The following is an 18571-nucleotide window of genomic DNA, read 5'->3' as shown; positions in this document are numbered from 1 at the left end:
GCATCACCACAACGAACTGCCCTCAGAGCCGATGAACCCGACGCTGTCGACCGCCGAACGCGAACGAATCCTCAGGATGGCGCGCGCCGCCCGCCTGGAGCGCACCGCGCCGAAGAGCTCTCCCATCGTGCCGGTGGAGCGCGGCGGGCGGCTGGCGCTCTCCTTTTCCCAGCAGCGGCTCTGGTTCCTGGAGCAGCTGGGGGAACTGGGGAGCACCTACCACATCCCGGAGCAGCTGCGGCTGCGGGGGGCGCTGGACCGCCCGGCGCTGGCGCGCGCCCTGGAGCGCATCGTGGCGCGGCACGAGTCGCTGCGAACGGTGTTCGTGCTGGTGGACGGCGAGCCGGAGCAGCGCATTCTGCCCGTGGAGGAGAGCGGCTTCGCCCTGGGGGAGCACGACCTGCGCGGCGAGCCGCACGCCGAAGCCCAGGTGGAGCGCCTGGTGGACAGGGAGGCGGACGCGCCCTTCGACCTGGAGCGGGGGCCGCTCGTCCGCGCGCGCCTGGTCCGCCTGGCGGATGACGACCACCTGCTGCTGGTGACCATGCACCACGTGGTTGCCGACGGGTGGAGCATGGGGGTGTTCAACCGGGAGCTGAGCACGCTGTACACGGCGTTCAGCCAGGGGCAGCCCGATCCGCTCGCCGCCCTCCCGGTGCAGTACGCCGACTACGCCGCATGGCAGCGGCAGTGGGCGGAAGGCGAGGTGCTGGATGCGCAGGCGGCGTACTGGACGCAGGCGCTCGCCGGGGCGCCGGAGCTGCTGGATCTCCCGACCGACCACCCGCGCCCCGCCCGGCAGGACCACGCGGGCGCGGCCGTGCACGTGGAGCTGGACGGGGAGCTGGCGGCGGGGCTCACGGCGCTCAGCCACCGCCATGGCACCACCCTGTACATGACGCTGCTGGCCGGCTGGGCCACGGTGCTCGCCCGGCTCTCGGGCCAGGACGAGGTGGTCGTCGGCACCCCGTGGGCGAACCGCACGCGGCCCGAGGTGGAGGAGCTGATCGGCTTCTTCGTGAACACGCTGGCGCTGCGGGTGGACCTTGCCCCCCGCCCCACCCTGGCCGGGCTGCTGGCGCAGGTGAAGGCGCGCGCGCTGGAGGGGCAGCGGAACCAGGACATCCCGTTCGAGCAGGTGGTGGAGCGCCTGCGTCCCGCGCGCAGCCTGGCGTACAGCCCGCTCTTCCAGGTGATGTTCGCGTGGCAGGGCGCGGCGGGGGGCGCACTGGCGCTGCCGGGGCTCACCGTGGCCCCGGCGGCCTCGGCGCCGCGCGTGAGCGCCAAGTTCGACCTGCTGCTGACCCTGGGCGAGGATGACGGCCGCATCGCCGGCGACCTGGAGTATGCCACGTCGCTGTTCGAGCGCGCGACCGTGGAGCGCTGGGTGGGCTACCTGCGGCGCGTGCTGGAGGAGATGGTCGCCGACGACACGCAGCCCGTCGACGGGGTGGCGCTGCTCCCCGCGGAGGAGCGCGCGCGGGTGCTGGAGGAGTGGAACCACACGGAGGCCGAGGTTCCGGCGGACCGGTGCATCCACGAGCTGTTCGAGGCGCAGGCGGAGCGCACGCCGGGCGCGGTGGCGGTGGTCTTCGAGGATGAGCCGCTCACCTACGGCGAGCTGAACGCGCGTGCCAACCGGCTGGCGCACCACCTCCGCACCCTCGGCGTGGGGCCGGACGTGCGCGTGGCGATCTGCGTGGAGCGCGGCCCGGAGATGATCGCCGGCCTGCTGGCCATTCTCAAGGCAGGCGGCGCCTACGTGCCGCTGGACCCGGCGTACCCCGCCGGCCGGCTGCGCACCATGCTGGAGGACTGCGCGCCGTCGGTGCTCGTGACGCAGTCGCCGCTGACCGGCACCTTCGCGGGGGTGGACGTCCCGGTGGTGGAGCTCGACGCCCCCGCCCCGGCGTGGGCGCAGGGGCCGGAGACGAACCCCGCCTGCGCGGGGCTCACCCCCGGCCACCTGGCGTACATCATCTACACCTCCGGCTCCACGGGGCGCCCCAAGGGCGTGATGGTGGAGCACCGCAGCCTGGTCAACCACACCGCGTGGCAGGCCGCGGCATTCGGCATCGGCGCGGGCGACACGGTGCTGCAGCGCACGTCCGTCTCGTTCGACGCGTCGGTGTGGGAGCTGTGGACGCCGCTGGCCACCGGCGCGCGGATGCTGCTCCTTTCCTCCGCCGCGGCGAAGGACCCGGAGGCCATCGGGCGGGTGATGGCGGAAGGCGGGGTCACCGTCGCGCAGTTCGTCCCCACCCTTCTCCAGGCCGTCCTGGGCGCGGGTTCCGCGCTCCCCTGCCGGGTCCTCTTCTGCGGGGGCGAGCCGCTCCCGGCCGCTTTGGTGGAGGAGGCGCGCGCCGCGGGCGCGGGCGAGGTGGTGAACCTGTACGGCCCCACCGAGGCGACCATCGATTCGACGTCGCACGTGTGCGGCGTGGACGGCCGCGCGCCCGCGATCGGCCGGCCCATCGCCAACGCGAGGATCTACGTCCTGGACGCGCGCGGCGAGCCGGCGCCCGTGGGGGTGGCGGGCGAGCTGTACGTGGGCGGGGCCGGCGTGGCGCGCGGCTACCTGCGCCGCGCGGGGCTGACGGCGGAGCGCTTCGTCCCCGATCCGTTCCCGGTGGAAAGCGGCGCGCGGATGTACCGCACCGGCGACCTGGGCCGCTGGCGGGCGGACGGTACGCTGGAGTTCCTGGGGCGCACCGACTTCCAGGTAAAGATCCGCGGCTTCCGCATCGAGCCGGGCGAGATCGAGGCGCGGCTGGCCGAGCACCCGAGCGTGCGCGAGGCCGTCGTCCTGGCGCGCGAGGACGCGTCGGGAGACAGGCGGCTGGTGGCGTACGTGGTGGGCGAGGAGACGGCGGGAGCGGAAGCGCTGCGTGCGCACGTGGGCCAGGCGCTGCCGGCGTACATGGTGCCGTCGGCGTTCGTGCGGCTGGACGCCTTTCCGCTCACGCCGAACGGCAAGGTCGACCGCCGGGCGCTTCCCGCCCCGGAGGGCGACGCCTATGGAGCGCGGGAGTACGAGGCGCCGGTGGGGAAGGTGGAGCAGTCGCTCGCCGAGATCTGGGCCGAGCTGCTGGGCGCGGAGCGGGTGGGGCGCGGGGACGACTTCTTCCTGCTGGGCGGACACTCGCTCCTGGCGGTGCAGATGATCTCGCGGGTGCGGCAGGCGATGGACGTGGAGCTTGCACTGGCCGCCGTGTTCGAGGCGCCCGTGCTTTCCGCGCTCGCCGACCGGATACTGGACCTGCGGCTCGCCCGGTTCGACCCCGCAACCCTCGCGCGGCTCGCGCAGCGCTTCCGCGAGCCGGGCGTAGAGGCCGCGCCGGCTATGGGGGAGCCCGGCTGAGAACGTCCGCCCGGCTCCGCCGGTCCTGTCCGCTCCGCCATTCGGGGAGGTGCGGCGCCACGGCGCTCGCACCCCGCAACCCATACAGTTGTCCGTAACCATGCTGAATCGTTCGACCGCCGGGCTCCAGGCCATCGCCCCCATGCAGGCCGCGGCGGAGTACTGGAAGACGACGCTCTCCGATGCTCCCGGGCTGCTGGAGCTGCCCACCGACCACGCGCGTCCGGCGCGGCAGGACTACGCTGGCGCCATCGTGGAGGTGGAGCTGGACGAGGAGTTGCGCGCGGGGCTCGAAGCACTCTCGCGGCGGCATGGGGCCACGCTTTCCATGACGCTCCTGGCCGGGTGGGCGGTGGTGCTGGGCCGGCTTTCGGGGCAGGCGGAGGTGGTCGTCGGTACGCCGGCGGCGGGCCACGGGGAGAGCGATGGGCCGGCCGGCGCCGCCGCCAACCCCCTGGCGATCCGCGCGGACCTGTCCGGCGCGCCCACCGTGGCGGAGCTGCTGGACCGGGTGAAGGAGCGGGTGCTCGGGGCACAGCACCACCAGGACATCCCGTTCGAGCAGGTGGTGGAGCTCGTGCAGTCCGCGCGCAGCCCGGCGCACGCGCCCCTCTTCCAGGTGATGTTCGCCTGGGAAAACGCGCCGGAGGGCCGGCCGGAACTCCCTGCCCCCGGGGTGGAACGCGCGGGCTCGTCGTCGCAGGCCGCGAAGTTCGACCTGTCGCTCACCCTTTCCGCGTGGGATGGGCGGATCGTGGGGAGTCTCACGTACGCGACGGCGCTCTTCGCGCAGGCAACGGTGGAGCGCTGGCTGGGCTACCTGCGGCGGGTGCTGGAGCAGATGGCGGCCGACAAGGCGCTGGCGGTGGATCGGCTCGAGCTGGTCTCGGAGGATGAGCGGCGCCGGGTGGTGGAGGAGTGGAACCGGACGGAGGCCGAGTACCCGGCGGACCGGTGCATCCACGAGCTGTTCGAGGCGCAGGCGGCGCGCACGCCGGATGCGGTGGCGGTCGCTTGGAACGACGAGACGCTGAGCTACGCCGCGCTGGACCACGCCGCCAACCGGCTGGCGAACCACCTGCGCCGCCGCGGGGTCCACCCGGAGACCCGGGTCGGCATCTGCCTGGAGCGCGGCCCGGAGCAGGTGGTCGCCACCCTTGCCGTGCTCAAGGCCGGCGGCGCCTGCGTGCCGCTGGACCCCGCCTACCCGGCCGAGCGGCTGGCCTTCATGCTCGCCGACGCGGGCGCCCCGCTCCTGCTCACCCGCCTACCGCTGCCGGAGGGGCTCACGCCCCACGCCGCCGAGGTCGTCTGCCTCGACGCCGACCGCGAGCGCATCGAGGCCGAGAGCGGCCAGGCGCCCGCCGTCGGCGCGCGTCCGGACAACCTGGCGTACGTCATCTATACCTCCGGCTCCACCGGGACGCCCAAGGGCGTGATGGTGCCGCACCGCGGTGTTCCCAACCTGGCGTACGCGCAGGCCCGCCGCTTCGGCATCGACGGCACGAGCCGCGTCCTGCAGATCGCCTCGTTCTCCTTCGACGCGGCGGTGGCGGAGGTGTTCGACACGCTGCTGGCCGGGGCCACCCTGGTGATGGCGCCGCGCGAGGCGCTTCTCCCCGGTCCGGAGCTGCTGGAGACGCTGCGGCGCGGGCGGGTGACCGTGGCCACCCTGACGCCCTCGGTGCTGGCCATCCTCGCGCCCGACGACCTGCCGGAGCTGCGCACCGTGGTGAGCGCGGGGGAGGCGGTGGACGCCGCCACGGGGGAGCGGTGGAGTGTTGGCCGTACCTTCGTGAACGCCTACGGGCCGACGGAGGTCACGGTCTGCGCGACCTCCGCCCGCTGTGAGGCGGACGGGCGTGCGCCGGCGATCGGCCGGCCCTTGGAGAACGTGCGGGTGTACGTGCTCGACGCGATCGGGATGCCGGTACCGGTCGGCGTGCCCGGCGAGATGTACGTGGGGGGCGTGGGCGTGGCCCGTGGCTACCTGGCCCGGCCGGGGCTGACGGCGGAGAATTTCGTCCCCGATCCCTTCGCCCGGGAAAGCGGGGCGCGGCTGTACCGCACCGGTGACCGGGTGCGGTGGCGCCCGGATGGGAACCTGGAGTTCCTGGGGCGGATGGATGCGCAGATCAAGGTGCGCGGTTTCCGCATCGAGCCGGGCGAGATCGAGGCGCGGCTCGTGGAGCACGCCGGCGTACGGGAGGCGGTGGTGCTCGTGCGCGAGGACGCACCGGGCGAGAAGCGGCTGGTGGCGTACGTGGCGGGCGACGAGACGCCGGGAGCGGAGGTGCTGCGGGCGCATCTCTCGGAACGCCTCCCCGAATACATGGTCCCGGCGGCGTACGTGCGCCTGGAGAGGCTGCCGCTGACCCCGAACGGCAAGGTGAACCGCGGGGCGCTCCCCGCGCCGGAGGGCGACGCATTCGTGGTGCGCGCCTACGAGGAGCCGGTGGGCGAGGCGGAGCGGGCGGTCGCGGCGATCTGGGCGGAGCTGCTGGGCGCGGAGCGCGTGGGCCGGCGCGACCACTTCTTCGCGTTGGGCGGGCACTCGCTGCTCGCGGCGCGCGTCGTTTCGCGCGTGCGGCAGGCGCTGGGCGTGGAGGCCCTGCCGGGCGACCTGTTCGAGCGCCCGGTGCTGGCCGACTTCGCGCGGGGGCTGCAGACGGCCGCGCGCGCGGAAGCGGGCGCGGTCGAGCGGGTGGATCGCACCGGAAAGATCCCGCTCTCGTTTGCGCAGCAGCGGCTGTGGTTCCTGGAACAGCTGGGGGGGATGGGGGCGGCGTACCACGTCCCCATGGGCCTGCGCCTGCGGGGCGGCCTGGACCACGGCGCGCTGGCGCGGTCGCTGGACCGCATCGTCGCCCGCCACGAGGTGCTGCGCACCACCTTCCCGGCCGTGGAGGGCGAGCCGGTGCAGCACATCGCACCGGTGGAGGAGAGCGGGTTCCGGCTGGTGGAGCACGATCTCCGCGCCTCGGAGGATGTGGAAGGCGAGCTGCGCCGCCTGGTGCGCGACGAGGCGAGCGCGCCCTTCGACCTGGCGCACGGGCCGCTGGTGCGCGGTCGCCTGGTGCGCATGGCGGCGGACGACCACGTGCTGCTGCTGACGATGCACCACATCGTCTCCGACGAATGGTCGATGGGCGTGCTGTACCACGAGTTGGGCGCGCTGTACGCCGCCTTCGCGCGCGGCGAGCCCGATCCGCTCCCGCCGCTGCCGGTGCAGTACGCCGACTACGCGGCGTGGCACCGCCGCGCGGTGGAAGGGCCGGTGCTGGAGGCGCAGGGAGAGTACTGGACGCGGACGCTGGCCGGCGCGCCGGAGCTGCTGGAGCTGCCCACCGACCACCCGCGCCCGGCGAAGCAGGACTTCGCCGGCGCGTCGGTGAACGTGGAGCTCGACGAGGCGCTGGCCGCGGCGCTCAAGACGCTGTCGCAGCGGCACGGCACCACGCTGTTCATGACGCTGCTGGCCGGATGGGCCGCCGTGCTCGCCCGGCTCTCGGGGCAGGACGACGTGGTGATCGGCACCCCGAGCGCCAACCGCGGCCGCGCGGAGGTGGAGGAGCTGATCGGCTTTTTCGTCAACACGCTTCCCGTCCGGATCGACCTGTCGGATGGACCGCGCGTGGGGGAGCTGCTCGATCGCGTAAAGGGGCGCGCGCTGGAGGCGCAGCGGAACCAGGACATCCCGTTCGAGCAGGTGGTGGAGCGCCTGCGCCCCGTGCGCAGCCTGGCGCATAGCCCCCTCTTTCAGGTGATGTTCGCCTGGCGCGACGAGGCGGACGGCGGCCTGGCGCTGCCGGGGCTGGCCATTGCCGACGCGGACGTGGCCGGGACGGATACGACCAAGTTCGACCTGCTGCTCTCGCTAGGGGAGCACGACGGGCGCATCGCCGGCGGGCTTACGTACGCCCGGTCGCTGTTCGAGCGCCAGACGGTGGAGCGCTACGCGGGCTACTTCCGCCGCGTGCTCGAGGCGATGGCGGCGGACGAAGGCGGCCGGATGGACCGGGTGGCGCTGCTGGCGGCGGCCGAGCACGACCGCGTGGTCCACGGGTGGAACCGGACGGCGAGCGACGATCCCCGCGGCGCGTGCCTCCCCGACCTGTTCGAGGCGCAGGCGGCGCGCACCCCGGACGCCGACGCGGTGGTGTTCGGGGACGAGTCGCTCTCGTTCGCGGGGCTGAACGCGCGGGCCAACCGCCTCGCGCATCACCTCCGCGCGCTGGGCGTGGAGCCCGACGCGCGCGTGGGGCTGTGCCTGGAGCGCGGCGTCGATGCAATCGTGGGGCTGCTGGCCGCGCTCAAGGCCGGCGGCGCGTACGTCCCGCTGGACCCCGCGTACCCGGTGGCGCGGCTGCGCGACATGCTGGCCGACAGCGCGCCCGTGGTGCTGCTGACGCAGGCGTCGCTGCGGGAGCGCGTCGGCTCGCTGGGCGTGCCCGCCGTCGCGCTCGACGCGGACGCTGGCGCCTGGGCGGAATTGTCCGCGGAGAACCCCGCGCGTGCCGGGCTTACGCCGGAGCACCTGGCGTACGTCATCTACACGTCGGGATCCACCGGCCGGCCCAAGGGCGTGATGGTCCGGCACGGCTCGGTGGTGAACCTGTTCTCCGCGCTCCAGGCCCGGATCTACGCGGAACATCCCGCCCCGCTGCGCGTGGGGGTGAACGCGCCGCTCGTCTTCGACGGGTCGGTCAAGCAGGTCGTGCAGCTGCTGGCGGGACACGCGCTGTGCCTGGTTCCCGACGCGGTTCGCCGCGACCCGGCGGCGCTAGCGGCGTGGCTGCGCCGCGAGCGGGTGGACGCGGTGGACATGACGCCCTCGCTGCTGCGGCCGGCCCTGGCGGCGGGGCTGGGCGCCGACGGCGGCTTTCCTCGCTTCGTGCTGGTGGGCGGTGAGGCGGTGGACGGCGAGCTGCGCGAGCGGATGTCGCGCGTCCCCACCCGCTTCTACAACGTCTACGGGCCGACGGAGTGCACCGTGGACGTGACGGCCCGCGAGATCGGGGCTGCGGGCCCCGCTGCGGCGATCGGCGGCCCGCTGCCGAACGTGGCGGCGTACGTGCTGGATCCGGCGCTGCTCCCCGTTCCCGCCGGCGTGGCGGGCGAGCTGTACGTGGGCGGCGCCGGGGTGGCGCGCGGCTACCTGAACCGCCCCGGGACGACGGCGGAGCGCTTCGTCCCCGACCCGTTCGGCGGCGAGGCGGGCGCGCGGCTGTACCGCACGGGCGACCGGGTGCGGTGGCGGGAGGAAAGTGCGGAAGTGCGTGAGTGCGGAAGTGCGGAAGTGAGTCCGGCCATCGACTCACGCACTGACGCACTCACGCACTCACGCACTGCCTCTCTCGAGTACCTGGGGCGCCTTGACGTGCAGGTGAAGGTCCGCGGCTTCCGCATCGAGCTGGGCGAGATCGAGGCGGGGCTGCGAAGCCACGGCGCCGTGCGCGACGCGGTTGTGGTGGCGCGGGAGGACGCGCCGGGCGAGACGCGGCTGGTGGCCTACGTGGTCGGTGACGCGCCTGACGCGCAGGCGCTGCGGGCGCATCTCTCGGAGCGGCTTCCCGAGTACATGGTCCCCGCGGCGTACGTGCACCTGCAGGCGTTCCCGGTCACCACCAACGGCAAGGTCGATCGCAAGGCGCTTCCCGCGCCCGAGGGCGACGCATTCGTGGTGCGCGCGTACGAGGAGCCGGTGGGCGAGGCCGAGCAGGTGGTAGCGGCGATCTGGGCGGAGCTGCTGGGCGCGGAGCGGATCGGGCGCCGGGACCACTTCTTCGAGATGGGCGGCCACTCGCTGCTTGCCGTGCGCGTGGCGTCGCGGGCCCGCCAGGCGCTGGGCGTGGAGGCGGCTCCGGGCGACCTGTTCGAGCGGCCCGTGCTGGCGGACTTCGCGCGCGCGCTGACGACCGCCGCGCACGCGGAAGGGGCCGCGATCGAGCCGGTGGACCGCACGGGAAAGATCCCGCTTTCGTTCGCGCAGCAGCGGCTGTGGTTCCTGGAGCAGCTGGGGGAGCTGGGCAGCACCTACCACATCCCCACGGGGCTGCGGCTGCGGGGCGAGCTGGACCGCGGCGCGCTGGTGCGGTCGCTGGACCGCATCGTCGCCCGCCACGAGGCGCTGCGCACCACCTTCCCGACCGTGGAGGGCGAGCCGGTCCAGCACATCGCCCCGGCGGAGGAGAGCGCGTTCCGGCTGGTGGAGCACGACCTCCGTGCCTCGGCGGACGCGGAGGATGGGCTGCGCCGCCTGGTGTCGGACGAGGCGAGCGCTCCGTTCGACCTGGCGCGGGGGCCGCTGGTCCGCGGGCGGCTGGTGCGCATGGCGGCCGACGACCACGTGCTGCTGCTGACGATGCACCACATCGTCGCCGACGGCTGGTCCGCCGGCGTGCTCTTCCGCGAGCTGGGCGCGCTGTACGCCGCCTTCGCGCGTGGCAAGCCCGATCCGCTCCCGCCGCTGCCGGTGCAGTACGCCGACTACGCCGCATGGCACCGCCGCTGGGTAGAAGGGCCGGTGCTGCGGGCGCAGGGGGAGTACTGGACCCGCACGCTGGCCGGCGCCCCGGAGCTGCTGGAGCTGCCCACCGACCGCCCGCGCCCGGCAAAGCAGGACTCGGCCGGGGCGTCGGTGAACGTGGAGCTCGACGAGGCGCTGACCGCGGCGCTCAGGGCCCTGTCGCAGCGGCACGGCACCACGCTGTTCATGACACTGCTGGCCGGATGGGCCACGGTGCTCGCCCGGCTCTCGGGCCAGGACGACGTGGTGATCGGCACCCCATCCGCGAATCGTGGCCGGGCCGAGGTGGAGGAGCTGATCGGCTTCTTCGTCAACACGCTTCCCGTCCGGATCGACCTGTCGGATGGGCCGCGCGTGGGGGAGCTGCTCCATCGCGTGAAGACGCGCGCGCTGGAGGCGCAGCGGAACCAGGACATCCCGCTGGAACAGGTGGTGGAGCGGGTGCGGCCCGCGCGCAGCCTGGCGTACAGCCCGCTCTTCCAGGTGATGTTCGCGTGGCAGAACGCGCCGGAAGGCACGTTGGAGCTGCCGGGGCTGCAGGCCGCGGCCGTGCCGGCATCCGCGCAGGAGACCGCGAAGTTCGACCTTACGCTGACCCTCGCCGAGAGCGGGGACCGCATCGTGGGGGACCTGAACTTCGCGACCGCGCTCTTCGGCCACGCGACCGCCGAGCGCCACGCGGGCTACCTGCGGCGGGTGCTGGAGGAGATGGCCGCGGACGATTCAAAGCCCGTCGACCGGCTGGAGCTGCTTCCCGCGGAGGAGCGCGCGCGGGTGCTGGAGGCGTGGAGCCGCACCGAGGCGGTGGAGCCGGGCGCGCCGTGCGTGCACGCGCTCTTCGAAGCCTGGGTGGCGCGCACGCCCGACGCGGCGGCGGTGGCCGCCGCGGGGGAGCGGCTCACCTACGCGGAGCTGAACGCGGCCGCCAACCGGCTGGCGCGGCGTCTCCGCGCGGCCGGCGTGGGCCCCGAGGCGCGCGTGGGGGTGATGCTGGAGCGCTCCGCCGAGCTGGTGGTGGCGCTGCTGGCGGTGCTCAAGGCCGGCGGGGCGTACCTGCCGCTAGACCCGGCGCTCCCGGCCGCCCGCCGCGCCGGGCTGCTGGCCGACGCGGGCGCCGCCGTGCTGGTGACGCGCGATCGGGTGCCGGAGGGCTTCGCCGGGACGGTCGTCGCCCCGGCGGAGGCGGAGGGGGAGAACGGGGACGACCTTGAACTCGATGTGCCGGCCGCCGCGCTGGCGTACGTCATCTACACTTCCGGCTCCACCGGCACGCCCAAGGGCGTGGGCGTGGCGCACGCCGAGGCGGCCGCGCACTGCCGCGCGGCGGCGGCGGCGTACGGGCTCACCCCGGCCGACCGGGTGATGCAGTTCGCCGCGGCCGGGTTCGACGTGTCGCTGGAGCAGACGCTGGCGCCGCTCTCGGCCGGCGTCTGCGTGGTGATGCGGGGGAACGAGGTGCCCACCCCGCTGGAGCTGGCGCGGCAGGCGGCGGAGCAGGGGCTCACGGTCATCAACCCCCCCACGGCGTACTGGCACCAGCTGGCGGCGGACGCGGACGCGCTGGAGCTGCTCGCCCGCACCGTGCGGCTGGTGATCGCCGGGGGCGAGGCGATGAGCCCGGCGGCGGCACGCGGCTGGGCGGCGGGACCCGCGGCCGGCGTGCGGCTGCTGAACGGCTACGGACCCACCGAGGCGGTGGTCACCTGCACGGCGTACGACGTCCCGCCCACGCTAGCGGAGGGGGCGGTGCACGTCCCCGTGGGGCGGCCCCTCCCCGGGCGCGCGGCGTACGTGGTGGACGGGTGGATGCACCCGGCCCCGCTGGCGGCGCCCGGCGAGCTGTGCATCGGCGGGGTGCTGGCGCGCGGCTACCTGGGCCGGCCGGCGGCGACCGCGCAGGCGTTCGTCCCCGACCCGTTCTCCGCCACGCCCGGCGCGCGGATGTACCGCACCGGCGACCGCGCCCGCTGGCTAGCCACGGGCGAGCTGGAGTTCCTTGGGCGGCGCGACCACCAGGTGAAGGTGCGCGGCTACCGCATCGAGCCGGGCGAGGTCGAGGCGCGGCTGGCCGAGCACGCGGGCGTGCGCGAGGCCGTCGTCGTGGCGCGCGAGGACACGCCGGGGAACCGGCGGCTGGTGGCGTACGTGGTGGGCGAGGAAACGGCCGGGGCGGAGGCGCTCCGGGCACACCTGGGCGAGACGCTGCCGGCGTACATGGTGCCGTCGGCGTTCGTTCGGCTGGACGCCTTTCCGCTCACGCCGAACGGCAAGGTGGACCGCGGGGCGCTCCCCGCCCCGGAGGGCGACGCCCATGCGGCGCGGGAGTACGAGGCCCCGGTGGGGAAGGTGGAACAGTCGCTCGCGGAGATCTGGGCCGAGCTGATGGGCGTGGAGCGGGTGGGGCGCGGGGACGACTTCTTCGGGCTGGGCGGACACTCGCTCCTGGCGGTGCAGATGATCTCGCGGGTGCGGCAGGCGATGCAGGTGGAGCTTGCACTGGCCTCCGTGTTCGAGACGCCCGTGCTTTCCGCGCTCGCCGACCGGATCGTGGACCTGCGGCTGGCCCAGTTCGACCCCGAGGCCCAGGCGCGGTTCGCGCGGCTCCTTCGCGAGCCCGGCGCAACGACCGCGTAAACGCACCCTTGGCGTACACCAGTTTCCGGACAGCCGTTCGTGAGCATGCAGAACCTTTCGACCGCCGAGCGCCTGGCTCTTCTCGAGCTGCTCGAAGCCACCGCGTCCAAACAGGACGCGCCGACGCTGTCGCAGATCCAGCCGGTGGACCGGAGCGGAGCGCTGCCGCTGTCGTTTGCGCAGTGGCGGCTCTGGTTCCTGGACCAGCTCGGGATTCCCGGCGCCCTCTACCACATTCCGACCCACCTGCGGTTGAGGGGCGAGCTGAACCGGGACGCGCTGGTCCGCGCGCTGGACCGGATGGTCGCCCGCCACGAGGCGCTGCGCACCACCTTCGCGGAGGTGGGCGCCGACCAGGTGCAGCGGATCGCGCCGGTGGAGGAGAGCCCCTTCCAACTCGCCGAGCACGACCTCCGCGGCCACGCGGAGGCCGGGGCGGAGCTTCGCCGGCTGCTGGACGAGGATGCGGCCACGCCCTTCGACCTGGCCCGCGGGCCACTGATCCGCGGGCACCTGGTCCGGCTGGCGGACGATGACCATGTGCTGCACATCACCATGCACCACATCGTTTCCGACGGGTGGAGCATGGGGGTGTTCACCCGTGAGCTGAGCGCGCTCTACGACGCATTCCGCAACGGCGAGCCGGACCCGCTTCCCGCGCTGCCGATCCAGTACGCGGACTACGCCGTGTGGCAGCGGCGCTGGGTGGACGGCGAGGTGCTGAAGGGGCAGGCGGAGTACTGGAAGAAGGCGCTGGCCGGCGCGCCCGCGCTGCTGGAGCTGCCCACCGACCGGCCGCGTCCGCCGCGGCAGGACTTCACCGGGCGCGTGCTCGACATCGCGCTGGACGCGGAGCTGACGGCGGGGCTGAAGGCGCTGACCCGGCGCCAGGGGGGCACGCTGTACATGATGTTCCTGGCGGCGTGGGCGGTGGTGCTCAGCCGCCTTTCGGGGCAGGAGGACGTGGTGATCGGCAGCCCGGTGGCGGGCCGGGGCCGGCGCGAAATCGAGGGGCTGATCGGCTTCTTCGTGAACACGCTGGCGATCCGGGTGGGCGTCCCCGGCTCGCTCACCGTGGCGGAGCTGCTGCGGCGGGCCAAGGACCGGGCGCTGGAAGCGCAGCAGCACCAGGACATCCCCTTCGAGCAGGTGGTAGAGCTGCTGCAGCCGGTGCGCAGCCTGGCGCACACGCCGCTTTTCCAGGTGATGTTCAACTGGCTGAACATGCCCGAGCGCAACGTGGAGCTTTCGGGGCTGGCGGTGGCATCCCCGGGGGCGCCGCCGCCGCCGGGGCCGGGGCCGGCGCCAGCCCCGGCGGAGATCGATTCCGGGGAGGCGTCGGTGCAGTTCGACCTGGCGCTCACCCTTTCCGAGCAGGGCGGGCGGATCACCGGCTACCTGGAGTACGCGACGGCGCTCTTCGATCTGGAGACGGTGGAGCGCCACGCGGGCTACCTGCGGCGGGTGCTCGCGCAGATGGTGGCCGACGAGCGCCGGAGCGTGGCGCGGCTGGAGCTGATGTCGCCGGCGGAGCGCGCGCGGGTCGTGGAGGAGTGGAACGCGACGGATCTCCCCTCCCGGGAAGCCGAAGCGCTCCACCAGGCCGTTCACGGACCCTCCGCCGAAAGCCGCGGCACCGCGTCCCTGGACGGCGGGTGCGTGCACGAGCTCTTCGAGCGGCGGGCGGAGGAGACGCCCGGGGCGATCGCCGTGGTCTTCGAGGGCGGGGCGCTCACGTACGCGGAGCTGAACGCCCGCGCCAACCGGCTGGCGCATCATCTCCGCGGGCTCGGCGTAGGCCCGGACGCGCGTGTGGCGATCTGCGCCGAGCGCGGCCCGGAGATGATCGCCGGCCTGCTGGCGGTGCTCAAGGCGGGCGGGGCGTACGTTCCGCTCGACCCGGCGTACCCGGAGGAGCGGCTGCGCTGGCAGGTGGAGGACAGCACGCCGGTGGCGGTGCTGGCGCACGGCTCGCTCGCCGCGCGCTTCGCGGGCATGGGCGTGCCGGTGCTCGAGCTGGATGCCGGCTCGCCCGCCTGGGCGGCCGGGGCGGCGGGGTCGGACGCGAACCTTGGGCGCGGGGCGCTCCAGCCGGAGCACCTGGCGTACGTGATCTACACCTCGGGCTCCACCGGTCGGCCCAAGGGGGTGATGGCCACCCACCGCGCCGTCGCGCGTCAGGTCGCCGCCGTCCAGGCGGGCTTCGGCCTGCGGGCGGGCGACCGCTTCCTGCAGTTCGCCTCCGTCGCTTTCGACGCCGCGGTGGAGGAGATCTTCGGCGCGCTCCTCACGGGGGCGGCGCTGGTGCTGCGCACCGAGGCGTGGCTGGAGGGCGCGCACGTCTTCTGGGGCCGGTGCGCGGAGAACGGGGTGAGCGTGCTCGACCTGCCGACGCGCTTCTGGCAGCTCCTGCTGGACGAGCCCTCGGCCGCCATCCCGCCCAGCGTGCGCCTGCTGGCCATCGGCGGCGAGGCGGTGGAGCCCGCGGCGCTGCGGGCGTGGTTCGGGAGGGACGGGCACCGGCCGCCGCTCCTGAACACGTACGGCCCCACCGAGACGACGGTCAACGCCACGATGCGCGAGATGGCGGCCGACCCCGCCACCTGGCGCTCCATCGGCCGGCCGGTGGCGAACACGCGCGTCTACCTCCTGGACTCGGCGGGCGGGCCGGTGCCGGTGGGGGTGTCGGGAGAGCTGTACATCGGCGGCGCCCAGGTGGTGCGCGGCTACCTGGACCGTCCGGGGCTGACGGCCGGGCGGTTCGTGCCGGACCCGTTCTCCCGTGAGCCCGGGGCACGCCTGTACCGTACGGGCGACCTGGGGCGGTGGCTCCGGGAGGGGACGATCGAGTTCCTGGGGCGCACCGACTTCCAGGTGAAGATCCGCGGCTTCCGCATCGAGCTGGGCGAGATCGAGGCGCGGCTCGCCGAGCACGTGGCCGTGCGCGACGCGGTGGTGCTGGCGCGCGAGGATGAGCCCGGCGACCGGCGGCTGGTGGCGTACTGCCTGGCCGACGAGGGACTGGACGTGGAATCGCTGCGGGCGCACCTGGCCGGGCGGCTGCCGTCGTACATGGTGCCCGCGGCGTTCGTACGGCTGGATGCGTTCCCGGTGACCGCCGGCGGCAAGGTGGACCGCGGGGCGCTCCCGGCGCCGGAGGGCGACGCGCTCGCCGCGCGCGGCTTCGAGGCGCCGGAGGGGCAGACGGAGCAGGCGGTGGCCGACATCTGGGCCGAGGTGCTGCGCGTGGAGCGGGTGGGGCGCCGGGACAGCTTCTTCGACCTGGGCGGGCACTCGCTCCTTGCCGTGCAGGTGATCTCGCGAGTGCGGCAGCGCCTGGCGGTGCAGGTGGCGCTGCGCGACCTCTTCGCCCAGCCCGTGCTGGCCGACTTCGCGCGGGGGCTGGAAACCGCGTCGCGCGCCGAGCTGCCGGCCATCGAGCGGGTGGAGCGAGGGGGCGATCTCCCGCTCTCGTTCGCGCAGCAGCGGCTCTGGTTCGTCGAACGGCTGGCCGCCGCGGGCACGGCGTTCCACATCCCCGTGCGGCAGCGGCTGCGGGGCGAGGTGGACCGCGCCGCGCTGCGGCGGGCGCTGGACCGGATCCTGGCGCGGCACGAGGCGCTGCGCACCGTCTTCGCCGAGGTGGACGGCGCACCGGTGCAGCGGATCGTGCCGGCGGAGGAAAGCCCGTTCCCTCTCGCGGAGCACGACCTCCGCGGCCGCGCCGAAGGGCCGGCGGAACTGCATCGGCTGATGGCGGAGGAGGCGGGCGCGCCCTTCGACCTGGGGCGCGGGCCTCTGATCCGCGGCCGGCTGGTGCAGATCGGCGACGACGACCACGTGCTGCTCATCACCCTGCACCACATCGCCTCCGACGGCTGGAGCGTGGGCGTGTTCACCCGCGAGCTGGGCGCCCTCTACGGCGCCTTCCGCGCGGGGCGGCCCGATCCGCTTCCGCCGCTCGCGGTGCAGTACGCCGACTACGCGGCCTGGCAGCGCCGCTGGGTGGAGGGCGAGGTCCTTGGGGAGCAGGCGGAGTACTGGCGGAAAACGCTCGCCGGTGCCCCCGAGCTGCTGGAGCTGCCGGCCGATCGCCCTCGTCCGGCGCGGCAGGACTTCGCCGGCAGGATGATCGACATCGGGCTGGACGAGGCGCTCTCGGCCGCGCTCCGGGAGCTTTCCCGCCGGCATGGGACCACGCTCTTCATGACGCTGCTGGCGGGCTGGGCGGTGGTGCTTTCCCGCCTGTCAGGACAGGGCGACGTGGTGGTCGGCACGCCGACGGCGAACCGCGGGCGGGAGGAGATCGAGGCGCTGATCGGCTTCTTCGTGAATATGCTCCCCGTACGCGTGGAGCTGTCAGACGCGCCGACGGTGGCGGAGCTGCTGGCGAGGGTGAAGGAGCGGGCGCTCGGTGCGCAGCATCACCAGGACATCCCCTTCGAGCAGGTGGTGGAGCTCGTTCACCCGGCGCGGAGCATTGCATACGCGCCGCTCTTCCAGGCGATCTTCGCGTGGCAGAACGCCCCCGGCGGCGGCACCGGGCTCCCCGGCCTCGCACTGGCCCCGATGGGGCCGGCCGGACCGCCGGCCCGTCCGGCCCGGGGATCCGCCGCGCCGGTGCCGTCCCCGCAGGCGACGGCGCTTGCGACGGCGCAGGTCGACCTGTCGCTGACGCTCTGGGAGCACGGCGCGAGGATCGCGGGGAATGTGACGTATGCCTCCGCGCTCTTCGAGCGGGCAACGGTGGAGCGCTGCGTCGGATACCTGCGGCGCGTGCTGGAAGGGATGGTCGCGGACGAGACCCGGCGGGTGGACCGGCTGGAGATCGTCCCTGCGGTGGAGCGGCGCCTCGTCCTGGAGGAGTGGAACGCGACGGGACGTGCGTACCCCACCGACGGTCTCCGCGTCCCCGACCTGTTCCGCGCCCAGGCGGCGCGGACGCCGCACGCCATCGCGCTCTCCTGGCGCGGCGAGCGGTGGACGTACGCGGAGTTGGAGGCGCGCGCGAACCGGATCTCCCACGCGCTGCGTCGGCGTCGGGTAGGGCCTGAGGTGCGCGTGGGCATCTGCCTGCCGCGCACACCGGAACTGGTCGCCGCGATGCTGGGCGTGCTGGGGGCCGGAGGCGCGTACGTGCCGCTGGATCCCGCGTACCCGCGCGAGCGGCTGGGCTACATGCTCGAGGATGCCGGGGTGACGCTCGTCATCACGGAGTCGGCGCTGGCGGACCGGTTGCCGGAAGGCGCGGCCACGCTTCTGCTCGACGTCGAGCGCGACGCCATCGCGGCGGAGTCCGCCGACGCCTTCGAGACCGGCGTCCTTCCCGAAAACCTGTCGCACGTGATCTTCACCTCCGGGTCCACCGGCCGGCCCAAGGGGGTGATGATCCGCCATTCTTCCGTCGTCATCCTGCTGCACTGGCTGCGAGAGAACGTGACGGATGAGGAGCGTTCCTCCGTGCTCTTCTCCACCTCCATCAACTTCGACGTCTCCATCGCGGAGGTGTTCGGCACGCTCGCCTGGGGCGGGAAGCTGGTGCTGGTGGAGAACGCGCTGGAGCTGGCGACGGTCGACGAGGACGTCGTGCACGTCAGCATGGTGCCGAGCGCGGCGGCGGAAATGCTGAAGAGCGGCGGGGGCATCCCGGCGAGCGTGAAGACGCTGAACCTGGGCGGCGAGGCGCTGCCGAACGCGCTGGCGCAGGGGCTGTACGCGCTGGATACGGTGGAGAAGGTCGGCAACCTCTACGGTCCGACGGAAGACACCACCTATTCGACGTACTCCCTGGTCCCGCGCGGCGCGGAGCAGGTGCTCGTCGGCACGCCGGTGGCGAACACGCAGGCGTACGTGCTGGATCGGCTTCTCCAGCCCGTGCCGGTCGGTGTCGTCGGCGAGCTCTACCTCGCGGGCGACGGCCTGTCGCGCGGGTACGCGAACCGCCCCGCGATGACGGCCGAGCGCTTCGTCCCGTGCCCGTTCGGCGCGCCGGGGGCGCGGATGTACCGGGTGATGGACCGCGTGCGGCGCCGCGCGGACGGGGAGAT

3 protein-coding genes are annotated in these 18571 nt (G+C 74.1%); all 3 read left to right on the top strand.

Features of this window, described 5'->3' with window-relative positions:
* Nucleotides 1-31: 31 nt before the first annotated feature.
* Nucleotides 32-3361: an amino acid adenylation domain-containing protein gene (locus VF632_RS05600; RefSeq protein ID WP_331021874.1), complete on the top strand. Its 3330-nt coding sequence runs from the start codon at nucleotides 32-34 to the stop codon at nucleotides 3359-3361.
* Between the two features lie 100 nt (nucleotides 3362-3461).
* The gene (locus VF632_RS05595) at nucleotides 3462-12524 is read left to right on the top strand and encodes an amino acid adenylation domain-containing protein (protein WP_331021873.1); all 9063 of its coding nucleotides are present in this window, start codon (nucleotides 3462-3464) and stop codon (nucleotides 12522-12524) included.
* A gap of 45 nt (nucleotides 12525-12569) precedes the next feature.
* The coding region (locus tag VF632_RS05590; RefSeq protein WP_331021876.1) for an amino acid adenylation domain-containing protein at nucleotides 12570-18571 on the top strand (6002 nt) is incomplete at its 3' end.

This window comes from Longimicrobium sp. (genome assembly GCF_036388275.1).
Lineage (GTDB): Bacteria > Gemmatimonadota > Gemmatimonadetes > Longimicrobiales > Longimicrobiaceae > Longimicrobium.
This window is presented reverse-complemented; position numbering and strand designations above follow the sequence as displayed.

Coding starts and splice junctions, on each gene's coding strand:
- VF632_RS05595 (WP_331021873.1), top strand. CDS start 3,462: ATGCTGAATCGTTCGACCGCCGGGCTCCAGGCCATCGCCCCCATGCAG.
- VF632_RS05600 (WP_331021874.1), top strand. CDS start 32: ATGAACCCGACGCTGTCGACCGCCGAACGCGAACGAATCCTCAGGATG.